This window comes from Pseudoalteromonas sp. 19-MNA-CIBAN-0066 (assembly GCF_040308705.1).
In the GTDB taxonomy this organism is placed as follows: domain Bacteria; phylum Pseudomonadota; class Gammaproteobacteria; order Enterobacterales; family Alteromonadaceae; genus Pseudoalteromonas; species Pseudoalteromonas nigrifaciens.
The window spans coordinates 66,665-79,997 of sequence record NZ_JBEONZ010000017.1 but is presented as its reverse complement, the minus strand read 5'-3'; the positions used below and the strand labels follow the sequence as shown (position 1 = coordinate 79,997).

Annotated in this window: 8 protein-coding genes and 1 pseudogene; 6 read left to right on the top strand and 3 right to left on the bottom strand. The window is 40.3% G+C overall.

Features of this window, described 5'->3' with window-relative positions; genetic code table 11:
• Window positions 1-77: 77 nt before the first annotated feature.
• From AAEZ18_RS11320 to AAEZ18_RS11300, 5 genes and pseudogenes are all read left to right on the top strand, one after another.
• Window positions 78-1,184, top strand: a pseudogene (locus AAEZ18_RS11320) (purine-cytosine permease family protein); the annotation flags it as partial.
• A 60-nt stretch (window positions 1,185-1,244) separates the two neighbouring features.
• Entirely contained in the window at window positions 1,245-2,768 is a 1,524-nt protein-coding gene (locus tag AAEZ18_RS11315; protein WP_350594769.1) for a mannitol dehydrogenase family protein, read from the top strand.
• 2 nt (window positions 2,769-2,770) lie between these two features.
• Complete coding sequence (locus AAEZ18_RS11310) at window positions 2,771-3,685, top strand: carbohydrate kinase family protein (protein WP_350594767.1); 915 nt, start codon at window positions 2,771-2,773, stop codon at window positions 3,683-3,685.
• 301 nt (window positions 3,686-3,986) lie between these two features.
• Window positions 3,987-5,459 carry a carbon starvation CstA family protein gene (locus tag AAEZ18_RS11305; RefSeq protein WP_086996854.1) on the top strand — a complete coding sequence of 491 codons (1,473 nt, stop codon included), beginning with the start codon at window positions 3,987-3,989 and terminating at the stop codon, window positions 5,457-5,459.
• A gap of 441 nt (window positions 5,460-5,900) precedes the next feature.
• On the top strand, window positions 5,901-6,593 hold the full coding sequence (locus AAEZ18_RS11300) for a cupin domain-containing protein (RefSeq protein ID WP_350594765.1): 693 nt from the start codon (window positions 5,901-5,903) through the stop codon (window positions 6,591-6,593).
• Window positions 6,594-6,828: 235 nt separating this feature from the next.
• Here the strand turns inward: AAEZ18_RS11300 and AAEZ18_RS11295 are convergent, their stop codons facing one another.
• The 3 genes from AAEZ18_RS11295 to AAEZ18_RS11285 all read right to left on the bottom strand — a co-directional run bounded on the left by AAEZ18_RS11295 (window position 6,829) and on the right by AAEZ18_RS11285 (window position 11,669).
• Entirely contained in the window at window positions 6,829-7,776 is a 948-nt protein-coding gene (locus AAEZ18_RS11295) for a carbohydrate kinase family protein (protein ID WP_290193269.1), read from the bottom strand.
• Between the two features lie 111 nt (window positions 7,777-7,887).
• Window positions 7,888-10,272, bottom strand: a complete 2,385-nt coding sequence (locus AAEZ18_RS11290; protein ID WP_339685559.1) for a TonB-dependent receptor — start codon at window positions 10,270-10,272, stop codon at window positions 7,888-7,890.
• A gap of 170 nt (window positions 10,273-10,442) precedes the next feature.
• Window positions 10,443-11,669: an MFS transporter gene (locus tag AAEZ18_RS11285; RefSeq protein WP_086996863.1), complete on the bottom strand. Its 1,227-nt coding sequence runs from the start codon at window positions 11,667-11,669 to the stop codon at window positions 10,443-10,445.
• 176 nt (window positions 11,670-11,845) lie between these two features.
• Between AAEZ18_RS11285 and gtfA the strand changes: the two genes are divergently transcribed.
• The gene (gene gtfA / locus AAEZ18_RS11280; RefSeq protein ID WP_024605392.1) at window positions 11,846-13,318 is read left to right on the top strand and encodes a sucrose phosphorylase; all 1,473 of its coding nucleotides are present in this window, start codon (window positions 11,846-11,848) and stop codon (window positions 13,316-13,318) included.
• Window positions 13,319-13,333: the final 15 nt, after the last annotated feature.

Here is a 13,333-nt window from a genome sequence, read left to right as displayed (position 1 = left end):
CCAGCCTAAAAAGGTAGCTTAGGCTTTCTTTTTGAAACTCCTTCAAAACGCGCAGCGTTTAGTGGGAGTTGTTCATCTCTTTAACTAGCTTTAGCGACTTTATGACCATAGGCGACTCCTCCATCTGGACGGGCACCAATGCCGATGGTGAAAAAGGTATTGGCCTATTAGAAGTGATTGGCTTTGCATGGGCTGCTAACTCAATTACTCACTTTGGTTTAATCGACATGGCTATTTTTAGATTTGCTAAACGCAAAAGCTATGGCTTGTTCTCTGGTGTGGGTATGTTTTTTGGTCATTACTTAGCGTGGATCTCTGCCGGTATTATGGGCGCAGGTGTTGCGGTATTACTTAAAACAACCATTTCGTCACTTGATCCGGGCGATGTTGCATACCATGCATTAGGTTGGACTGGATTTGTTATTGTAATTATTGCCGGTTGGACTACAGCTAACGCAAACCTATACCGTGCAGGTCTTGCTGCACAATCGATTTTTGTAAATCAGTCACGTGAGCGTACAACCGCTATTGTAGGTGTTGTAACCGTGATTATTGCGTGCTTCCCGTTTGTATTTTCACAAATGCTACCACTACTTACCTACGCCGGTTTATTAGTTGTGCCAGTGGGCGGCATTGTATTTGCCGAGCATGTGTTATTTCCTAAAATTGGCTTAACACGTTACTGGGCTAAATATAAAAATATTACCCGCAGTATCCCTGCTATTGCCTCATGGGCACTTGCACTTGTGTTCGGTTTTGGCTTAAACGCAATTGATATAATGTCGTTTTACTACTTGTTTATTCCTACCTGGATTTTCACCATCGTTATTTACACACTTTTAGCTAAAAAATACGGTGCCGGTGAAGATTACACGCAAGAGATTGCAGCAGAAGAGCAAGAGCAACGTGATATTAAAGAATATCAAGCAGCTGAGGCTAAAGACATTCCAAAGCCAGTAATTGACAGCTCTGTATTTACCAAAGTTCTTAATGGCATATCGACTATTTCATTGGTGATTATTTTTATATTTGCCAGCCAAGTGATGTTTTTCAGTGACACTATGGTGATGTACAGCGCTAATAAGTCGCAGTTCGAAATTGCCTGTTTTATTTGTACTGTTATTTATTTTGTTACTGCGTACTGGTCGTTAAAACGCCATAAAGTACTCAATACAGCATCGTAATTACTTATTGTAATACAGTATCGTAATTTATATTTTATTTTTGTTTAGTAAGGTCGCACCATGACGCAACATCAACACACAAACGCTCTTGTTACAGGGCTAAACCAACAGAGCTTGGCTCAATTACCAAGCCATGTTGACACACCAAGTTACGACCGTAGCGCCGTTAAAGCGGGGATTGTTCATATTGGTGTAGGCGGCTTTCATCGTGCTCACCAAGCGGTATATGTTAACGAGCTTTTAAAAACCCCAGGCTCTGAGCAGTGGGGCATATGTGGTGTTGGCCTGTTAGAGGGTAACCGTGGTCTGCGTGATATTTTAAAGCAGCAAGATTACCTTTACACGCTAACTGTTAGACACCCAGACGGTAAAATAGATAACAAAGTAATTGGCTCAATGATCGACTTTTTGTTTGCTCCAGAGGACAAACAAGCGGTAATTAATAAACTCGCACACAGCGATACTAAAATTGTATCGCTTACTATTACCGAAGGCGGTTATAACTTTAACCCGGCAACGGGCGAATTTGATTACAGCAATCCAGATATTATTAACGACATTAATAACCCGAACGACCCAATTACGGCGTTTGGTTACATTACTGCTGCGCTAAAACTGCGTAAAGAGCAAGGTTTGGGCGCGTTTACAGTGCAGTCATGCGATAACATTCAGCATAACGGTAACGTAACACGCAAAATGCTTTTAGCCTTTGCCACAGAGCAAGACAAAAAACTAAGTGAGTGGATTGAGCAAAACGTATCGTTTCCAAATGCGATGGTTGACCGCATAACACCTGTATCTAAAAAGAGTGATATTGATTACGTGGTTGATGCCTATGGTATTAGCGACGAGTGGCCAATTACTTGTGAGTCGTTTACACAATGGGTAATAGAGGACACCTTTAGTGACTCTCGCCCAAATTGGGATGTTGTTGGTGCACAGTTTGTAACTGATGTGACGCCTTATGAAACCATGAAAATACGTTTACTTAATGCTGGGCATTCTGTGCTTGGTTTATTAGGTTCAATTCATGGTTATGGCACAATTGACGAAACGGTATCTGATGAATTATTTGCTAAATACCTACGTGCTTTTATGGATAAAGAAGTAACGCCAAACCTTGAACCGCTTGAAGGTATTGATCTTCAAAGCTACAAAGATACGTTAATAGAGCGTTTTGCTAACCCTAATATTAAAGACAGCCTGGCGCGTATTTGCAGTGAAAGCTCAGCTAAACTGCCTAAGTTTTTAATTGCCACCATTAACGAAAACCTAGTACAAGGTCGGGATATATCGTTGGCAACACTTGTCATTGCTACTTGGTGTTTATACAGCGATAAAGGTGTAAGTGAAAACGGCGAGAAGCTTGAAATTCAAGATGCTATGCAAAAAGAGCTAAATGCATATGCGCAGCAAAGCCAAGCTAACCCAACTGCATTTTTAAAGCTAACAAGCTTGTTTGGTAAGCTTGAACATAACGACACGTTTACTGCAGAGTATAAAAAATCGATTGCTGCGCTTTATGCACCTAATAGTAAAATTAAAGCCATTATGCAGGCTGTACTTGAGCAAAAGAGTAACTAATTATGAGTATTTTAATTAATCATAAATCAGGCGAAAACGTAAGTGTTAGCTGCTTTGGCGAAGTACTGTGGGATTGTTTTGACTCTGGTAAACGCCTAGGTGGCGCGCCGCTTAATATGTGTGTGCGTATTAACTCACTGGGCATAAAAGCCGATATGATCAGCGCCGTTGGTAACGACGAGTTAGGCGCTGAGCTGCTCGGCGAAATAGCGAGCAAAGGCGTAAGCTGCGATTATATTGCTATTAACAGTGACAAAAAAACCAGCACGGTTGAGGTAACACTCGATAGTGGTGGCTCAGCAAGTTATGAAATAGTGGCAGATACAGCGTGGGATAATATAGCGCTTACAGATGAGTTACTGAGTAAAGTTAAAAGTAGCGATGTATTTGTATTTGGCAGCCTAATAGGGCGAAGCGAAACGTCTTTGGCAACATTAGATCAATTAGTTGATGTAGCAAACTTTAAAGTATTTGACGTAAACCTACGTGCGCCTCACTACACATTAGCAACACTCGTAGATTTAATGAACAAAGCCGACTTCATCAAATTAAACGACGAAGAGCTATACGAAATTGCTAAAGCTATGGGTTGTAAGTTTCATTCGCTTGAGCAAAACTTAGCCTTTATTGCTGCACAAACTAATACCGAATATTTATGTGTAACTAAAGGCAGCCATGGCGCATTACTCACCATTAAAGGCGAAAACTACTATAACTCAGGCTATTTAATTAGTGTTGTTGATACAGTTGGCGCAGGGGATTCGTTTTTAGGTTCGTTAATTTATCAGCTGTGCAGTAGTGATTGCGCACAACATGCGGTTGACTTTGCTTGTGCTGTTGGCGCTATGGTCGCCGAAAGTGCCGGAGCAACACCTACTTTAAGGCATCAACAAATAAATGAATTTATGAACCCATAAATAAATTGGTGATAAGGTATTGTTAATTGTTATCGATAGCTTATCGGGCAACATATAAAGGCAGATTTACCCAGTAAAGCTGCCTTTTTTATTACTTTAAATCTTTATGTTCTGTACAGTTAACGCTCAATAAGGCCACGAAATAGGTCTAAGTTATTTTATTCGACTATAGTATTAGCTAAACGTCTTATAGTAAGAATATTAATCCTTTGTTAATGTTCGTCGATTATTCACGGAATGAAAGGCCGGAGCGGCAAACAGTGCGCTCTATAATACAAATACAAAAAGAGAAACATGCTTTATGATCATCTTTTTTATCTGCATCACAATTTTAATACTGGGTTACAAATTTTATAGTCCCTTTGTTGAAAAGCAAGCAGGTTTAGACTCAACGATTGAAACACCACAAAAGCGCTTTAGCGAAGGTGTTGATTACGTGGCTATTCATCCTGTGCGTGCATTTTTAATTCAATTTTTAAACATCGCCGGTGTAGGTCCTATTTTTGGTCCTATTCTTGGTGCCTTATACGGACCCGTTGCACTAGTTTGGATTGTACTAGGTAACGTGTTAGGTGGTGCTGTTCACGACTTCTTCTCAGGTGTTATGAGTATAAAAGAAGACGGAAAAAGCCTGCCAGAAATAGCCGGGCATTACTACAATATTGTATTTAAAGGCTTTATGCTGATATTTACTGCCATGCTACTGTTTTTTGTAGGTGTAGTATTTATTATGAGCCCTGCGGGCTTATTAAGTAACCTTGATTTTTTTGAAGGTACAATGCTGGCAAATAACACCTTTTGGGTGTTGGCTATTTTAGCGTATTACTTTTTAGCGACCTTGCTACCAATTGATAAAATCATTACTAAGTTTTACCCAATTTTTGGCGCTTTAATGATTGTAATGACTGTTGCTATTGCAGTTTCGTTATTGATTAACGCGCCACACTTACCCGTTGCAGGTGACTTTTTAGCTTACTTTAGTGGTGACCATGCACATGACTTTTTAGAGCCAAATCCGGATGGTTTACCTACGTGGCCATTGTTATTTATAACAATTACCTGTGGCGCTATTAGTGGTTTTCACTCAACGCAAGCACCTATTATTGCACGCTGTTTAACAAACGAAAAATATGTACGCCCGGTATATTACGGCGCCATGATGTGTGAAGGTATTGTTGGTTGTGTTTGGGCACTTGCTGGTATTGCTGCATTCCCAGAAGGTTATGCCGGTTTAAAAGCATTACTTGATCAAGGTGGCCCAGGTTTAGTGGTTAATCATATTGCTAATAGCTACTTAGGTGTATTTGGTGGTGTTATGGCTATTATTGCTGTAGCTGTATTCCCAATTACTTCAGGTGATACTGCGTTCCGTTCACTGCGTTTAACCGTGGTTGATGCGTTTAATATTCCGCAAAGCTTACGTAACCGCTTATTAGTAGCGATTCCAATTTTAGCAATTGCTTACTTTATGACTAAGCTCGACTTCTCGCTTATTTGGCGCTACTTTGCGTTCTCAAACATGCTGCTTTCTACTAGCGTATTATGGCTGGCAACTAAGTACTTGTTTGACCGCGGTGCATTCCATTGGATTGCCAGTATTCCTGCAGTAATCGCCACAGCAGTGACGCTTTCATACATTATGACAGCGGCAATTGGTCTTAACTTATCAAGTGATATGGGTAAGCCAATTGGTGCAGTGGTAGCGGTAATTGGTTTTATTACACTTGCCATAGTGCACTCTAAGCACAAAGGCAGAGTAAAAGTTATTAATTAAAAAATGATCATAAATCATAAGTGTTAATTAAAAACGAGCAGCTAAACCTGCTCGTTTTTTATGCCCAATAATAAAGCTCCATCACACTTACGGCTAAATAACATGACTTAATTTAATGCCACTAGGGCCTGTTTATCTTTCGAGGTTAAATTTGCAGCAGTATGTTTGGTATTTAGGCAAAGCAGAGCCTATGCAGTGTGGTTATTCCCCATAAATAGGCGATAACGCAGCATAAATGCCAAACATGCGCTGCCCTTTGGGTTCTTTCTAGGGACGATTAACTCTTTGTTGTTCGGTTTTTACTTAGCCCACTAGGTTACAAACCTCGCGCCGCGATTTAATCGCCCCTAGATTGAACAAATTTTAATCCTGAAAGGTCAACAGGCCCTAATATAACTGCTATTATTTGTTAATTGCTTTAACTGAGTTAGGAAGTACAAAATGAAAATAGCCGCTGATTTTAGTAAGCGCGTTGTTGTACATAGTGAAAAACTAGAGTGGGTAGCCTCGCCAATAGCGGGAGTGCATAGACGCCCTTTAGATAGAGTAGGCGATGAAGTTGCTCGCGCCACAAGCATAGTACGTTATGCGCCTGGTAGTGAATTTTCGCCGCATGTACATACAGGTGGTGAAGAGTTTTTAGTGCTCGATGGCGTATTTCAAGATGAGCACGGCGATTACCCTGTAGGTAGTTATATTCGCAATCCTCCCCAGTCAAAGCACAAACCGGGATCTCAGGGGGGCTGCGTAATATTTGTAAAATTGTGGCAGTTTCAACCACAAGATAGACAGCATGTGTGTTTACACACTAAAAAAATGCAAGGCGTTACGCACCCCCAGTTTAATAATGTTAGCGTAATTTCTTTATATAAAGATAACTTTGAAGAGGTAAGCTTACTGCACTTTAAACCTAACGCCGACATGGTTATAAATGCAAAGGATGGGGCTGAGCTGTTAGTACTTGAGGGATTGCTTAACGAGCAAACAGATACCCTTATTAAAAATAGCTGGTTAAGAGTGCCTATTAATAGCACTGTTAATGCTAAAGCAGGAAGTGCAGGCGCAACAGTCTGGCTTAAAACCGGTTATTTAACTGATGTAGCAAACCAAATCACTCGATTAAAAAATGCATAATTAACCACTTCAAATGAAGTAGCAAAACACCCGTTATAGCTGATCTTTGAGTTGTATCAGTATGGGCCTTAAGCTATCACCTATACTCAAAGAAAATCATATTTTGCGAGGTTCGATATCTTTAAAATACCACCGCAACTATAGATTGATTAGCAGTTTCGCTGTAAACCTTTGTCCTATGAGAAGTCACACGGATAAATTACTTTAAAGCCTCATAATATGGGGCTTTAATCGTTTAAATTACATCAGCTAATACAGGTAATGCCGGAAAGGCTCCTTTAGTTAAACAGGCTTTTGAGCCACATTTAAGAGCAAAGTGCAGGGCGTCTTTTACGCTCGCTTTATCATTTAGTTTATCTGCTAGTGGTAAATCACTTCCCAATTTATTTAAGTAGTATAAAACCCCCGCTATAAATGCATCACCCGCGCTTGTTGTATCTACGGCGTTTATTTTTGGTGCCGATTCGTTAAGTGTAAATGCGCTGTGGTAAACCTTTGCAGGCTCTGGCCCATCGGTTAAAAACACCAGTTTTACTCCGGTATTTAATAGTGTTTGAATGTAATCATCGCTCGTTGTATCGCTATGTTGGGCTAAAAAATTAAGCTCATCACGCGAGAGTTTTACTATGTCACAATAGGTGTAACAAGCTTTTACATTGCTTGCTATATCGTTTGTGTTTTCCCACAAGCTGTAGCGTAAATTTACATCAAAACTGACGAGCTTATTATTCGCTTTTGCAAGTTCTAGCGCTTTAACCGTTGTGCTGGCAATTGCTGATTCGGTCAATGTGTTTGAGCAAAAGTGTAGTGTACTTATTTCTTGCCAATTTATACGCACTAAATGCGCCTGGGTTAATAGTACATCGGCTGTGTTATGGCGATAAAAGCCAAAACTACGCTCGCCGGTTTCATCAAGGCTTACTATAACCATAGCGGTTTGTGAGCCTGCAATGGTAAATAAATAGTCTGTATTTACATTGTATTGCGCTAATGCATTACTTAATTGATTGGCAAAATGATCGTCCCCTCTACCACCACAAAATGCAGCTTCACCTCCGAGTTTTGCATAGCCAACAGCTACATTGGCAGGTGCGCCACCTGGTATAGGTAAATAGGCAGAGTTATTCGCATCTTGTGGCAGCATATCAATTAATAGCTCGCCTAAGCACAGAAGTTTGGTCATTTGGAATATCCTAAAAAGCCTAGCAAGGCTAGGCTAAAAAACGTGAAGGGTGTTAATTATTCATACTTTAAAAGGCGCTACAGTGACTACTCACCGCAGCGCAATACACATTTAGTTAAAAGCGTATTTTAAAGTTACCGACGTTGTGCGGCCGTTAATAGCACGGGCACGAATAATGTTGTTTTCAGGTACTGAGCCTTCTTCTGCTTCTGTAATACCTACTGTATCAAATAGGTTGTTCACATTAAGCGCAATATTAAGGTTTTCAGATAAATCATAGCTTACAAAGCCATTTACCTGTGTGTAGCCGTCAAATTGCAAGTCGTTATTATCTTGAGCGTACGCATCGGTAGTACCAATGAAACTTACCCCTGCAGCGCCTTTTTCATAGTTGTAACGTGCCATTAATGAGTAAATTAAATCGGCTTGACGACGTGGCGTATTACCTACAACATCTGGGTTAAGCGCATCTTTTGCTATTTCTGCATCGGTCCAGGTTAAATTACCGCGAAAATCCCATGCATCAATAAAGTAAGTAGATTCTATTTCAATCCCTTTTGCCTCGTATTCACGGTCAAAAAATGTTTGTGATGTTGCTTCAAAGTTTTGCTCTTCAGTTTCGGCAAAAAACGCAGTAGCAAATACTGATAACGAATCAAAGCGCTTCTTAACACCAAACTCAAACTGGTTTACTTCATCAACAGCGTCTTCTTTTGCAACAGAGCCGTCGGCGCGTACTTTACCAAATAAAAGACGGTCAGCATTTGCACGACCACCTTTACTAATACGTGCAAACGTAGCAAGGCTTGGGTCAATTTGATAATTAGCACCAATTGAATAAGAAGAATAGTTCCAGTCATAATTTACTGGACTTGCGTTTGCAGTATCAATACCTGCAACGTTTTGCTCAGGGATTGATATTTCACCGTCGCGGTTCATATCTACTGTTGAAGTCACTGCACCTGCGTATGTTCCGCGAGCTTCACCGCTATCGTAGCGAGCACTAGCATCAATACTGACATCACCTAGCTTAGTAGAAAATGCTACGTAAGGGGCGCGTGTATCGTATTCCGTATCGTAATCACGTTGGCAGCAGTTACCAAATGCACTGTAAGCGTATAAACCGTTTTCAGATAACTCAGTGCCATCGGCACCTGTTACATTTAATAATGCAGCATTGTCACCCTTGAGCTCCATTACGTAAGAGTTCCATAACCACGACATCGCAATGTTTTGCGTAGATGCATAGTAACCAAATGTAAGACTGGTATCATCGTCGAACGATTTAGTTAATTTAAAGTCATTAACTATAGATCCAAAGTCATTCATTGTGACATCAAATGTCACCATCTTCATTGCTAAACCATCGTTAAACGCTTCACCGGTGTTCGCGTTACTCAAGGTTGCACCTGCGCCACCAATGCTTTCTGCTATTGATGTTGCACTGCCTACTTGTTCTGTGAAAGGTGAATTAAAGTTACCGCTAATTGATGATTTACGAAAACGGTTTTCGATACGCCAATCGTTATCTAAATCAAATACAGCTTCGAAACCAACAGAGTCAACCTTTGGATTCATACCATCGTGGATATCGCCGCTACTGATTTGGTTTTCACTATTTAAACGTACTGTTTTAGTAAATAACGCCGAGTGAGGTGTGTCTGATTGCGCATCAAAGCCAGCAATAGAGTCACCATTTGAGTACATTGGCATAGGAAGGTAGCCAACACTTTTATCGTCTAAGTGTTTGTAATAAAGGCGCACGTAACCGTTGTCGAAATCTTTAGTAAGGTTAGCTTTTATTTGGCCACCTTTATTAGACGTGTAACCTGTTTCGCGCGGGCCTTCGCCTTGACGAACAAAACCACCAACATGAAAACGCACGCTATCGGTTAAGTAAGTACCGTATTCGAAGTCTGTACGAACGCTGTCATAATCTAGGCCTAGAGTTGTAGACACACTGCCAGATTCGCTTTTGCCATTTTTAGAGATAAAGTTAATAATGCCACCAGGTGCATTACTTGCTGCAGTAGATGCTGAGCCACCACGAATCGATTCGATAGTCTGCACCGTATTATCTAATCGCATAAAAATATCTGAATTACCAAAGGCAACATCACCAAACTGCATAACAGGAAGGCCATCTTCTTGTAGTTGTAAAAACTTAGCGCCACCCGATGCTACAGGTAAACCACGAACAGCAATGTTAGCGTTACCTTCGCCGCCAGTTGATTCGGCGCGAACACCCGGAATAATTCTAAATGCTTCAGCCGTTGAGCGAGGTGTAGACACCTCTACTTGTTCAAGCGATAAACTGCTTACTGATGAACTCGACGCCATAATGGTTGTTCGGCGAGGTACACCGGTAACAACAATTGTTTCAAGGCCCTTGTTGGCTTGGACTTTGGTTTCTTGCTCATCTTGTGCATGAACGCCTTGGCTTACAGCAAGTGCCAAAGCACTGATTAAATATAAAGGTGTGTGGTGTGTTGTCATGTTAACGCCTCATTGTGTTGAACCCAATAGGATTTGTTATTTTTACTTAATCGATTAAGTAAAAATAACAAGTATTTTACAATAAGCAAATCATTTTGTGTTTAATTTGTTCTTTTATTATTCATATGTTGATTTTTAAGGTGTTTTTATTGTATTGAAATACAAGTTTATTAAGCTGTTGGGTTACTTTCTTGTAAAGCACTCATTGATGGGTCGCGTAAATAATTGAACAACATAGCTACAAATAAAATCACGGCAAACCCTGTTGCTAAGTAAAAGCCATAGCGCACATGGCCAAAGTAATCGCTGATCATACCCATAAATAAAGGAGCTAAAGCAGCCGATAATGCGGTAAAAAACAATATAACGCCGGCTACGGCTCCATGGCGCTCAGCAGGGAAACACGATATACCTTTAGAGTTTAAAGTTGGATAAACCATAGACATAAATAAACCTGAAAGAGGTAGTAACCCTACAGCCCAGTCAACACCACCAATAAGTGTACCCACATAACAAAGCGCAATGCCTAAGCTTAAATAAGCCATAACACCTTGCCAGCTATAACGGTTTAGTAACCATACGGCAATAAAGCGACCTGCAGCACGTAGTATAAAAAATATAGTAAGTGCATAAGTGGCAAGGAGCGGCCAAGAGCCTGTGTAGTCTTTTAATAGCGTTGGCATCCATACATAAATAGCCACTTCAGTCGCTACATACAGTGCAATGGCTAAAGAAAAGCCAAGTGCATAAGGGTTTTTTACCATTTTCAGGGTAGTGGCAAGCGAAGCAGGCTTTTCAGTTGTTTTAACCACGTCAGGGTAGTCTGCGCGCCATGCTAATAAAGCAAGTATTAAACACATTACGCCCGCAGTAATATACAGGTATGTCCAACTTACGTTTTGCACTAATAAAACACCAACTAGGGCAGGGCCTACAATAGCGCCAATGCCAAAAAATCCCTCAACCTTGTTCATGGTTTTAGTATGGTCGTCGTTACTATGAGAAATATCGCCAAGCAATGCCAGTGCGCCGGTTTTAAATAAACCAATGGCCAGACCTATGCAGCAAAGCAATACTAAAAAGAAGGTAAAACTGGTGCTAAATGCAAATAAAAAACAACTAGCAGAAAATATTAATAAACCCAGCATAATGGTTTTTTTACGGCCAAGGCTGTCAGCTAAAAAGCCTAAAAATAATCCACTAAAGGCTATTAATGCCATGGGAGCGTAATGAAATGCACTAGCTTGAGTCATGCTCAAACCGAAATCCTTTATAAGTTCGGGGATTATCATGCCGACTGCGTCAGAGGTCATGGCAAACATAAAAAACATCATATATGTAAGCCAGCGTATTTGTTGCAGTGGGCCGCTGCTTACTTGTGTGTGTGATTTTGTCATGTGTTTATTCCTCGTTAAATTCTCTATTAACACTTCGTAAGTCAGTCAGTTGCTTACTGTAGTATTACGTGAGCCACGAAATTTGTATGTAAAATTATTAAAAATTACTTGTAAATTCTTACTCGCTAGTTAAAGATATATCTTAATCGATTAAGTTTCAACATGGTAATCACACAATGATGAAGAATAAAGTTCAATTGATCACATATGCTGATCGAATCACTGGCCAAAATATAGGCGCGCTAACCACACTTTTAAACGGTCCTTTAAAAGGCGTATTTGGTGGTGTGCACTTATTGCCATTTTACAATCCTATTGATGGCAGCGATGCTGGCTTTGACCCTATTGATCATAGTGAAGTTGATTCTAGAATAGGCACTTGGGAAGACATACAAGTATTAGGTAAAGATCTCGACTTAATGGCAGACCTAATTGTTAACCATGTATCGGCGCAGTCTTTTCAGTTTCAAGATGTATTAGCTAAAGGTAAGCAATCAGAATTTTGGGATTTATTTTTAACCAAAGAAGATGTATTTCCAAATGGTATGAGCGAAGCTGAGCAAAAAGCAATTTACCGCCCACGCCCAGGTAGCTGCTTTACGCCAATGCATTGTGGCGACGGCCAAACGTATGATTTTTGGACCACTTTTACCGATAATCAAATCGATATAAACGTAAAAGCAGAAGCCGGTGTTGCGTATTTAAATAACGTACTTACTAAATTTTCGGCTAACAATGTAAATATTATTCGTTTAGATGCGGCGGGCTACGCCATTAAGCAAGCGGGCACTAATTGCTTTATGCTTGATGAAACATTTGGTTACCTAGATAACTTATCTAAGCAAGCAAACGATTTAGGCATGGAAACCATTGCAGAAATACATAGCCATTATCAAACTCAGGTAGAAGTGGCAAAACGTGTAAATATGGTTTACGACTTTGCGTTACCACCACTTATTTTACACAGCTTATTTAACAACGATGTAGATGCACTGCTCAAATGGTTACAAATTTCGCCACGCAATTGCTTAACCGTACTTGATACACACGACGGTATTGGCATTATTGACGCAGGTCCAATGGGCGACAAGCCAGGGCTATTAAATGCACAGCAGATTGATAACCTAGTAGAAACAATGCACGCCAACAGTAACAACCAAAGCCGCCAAGCTACGGGCGCTGCGGCGAGTAATGTCGACTTATATCAAGTTAACTGTACGTACTACAACGCATTAGGCGCTAAAGACTTTGATTACTTACTGTCGCGTGCAATTCAATTTTTTGCACCAGGTGTACCACAAGTATATTACGGCGGCTTATTTGCCTGTGAAAATGATATGGATCTATTAGCTAATACAAATGTTGGCCGTGATATTAACCGCCCATATTTAGATGCAAATATAATCGACAAAGCCTTAAATAAGCCTGTAGTAAAAGGTTTAATTGAATTAATTAAAATTCGCAATTCACACCCCGCGTTTGCAGGTGAATTTAGTGCCCAAGGTGAAGGCAGTATGTGTTGTTTATCGTGGCAACTAGGTGAGCAAACTATTTCACTTACTGTTGATTTTAAATTACGCCATGCACTGATTACGCAGCTAAACGGTGATGAAGAAACAACGATTAACTTAAATTCATTTTTAGCTTAATGCTGTAAAAGTAAT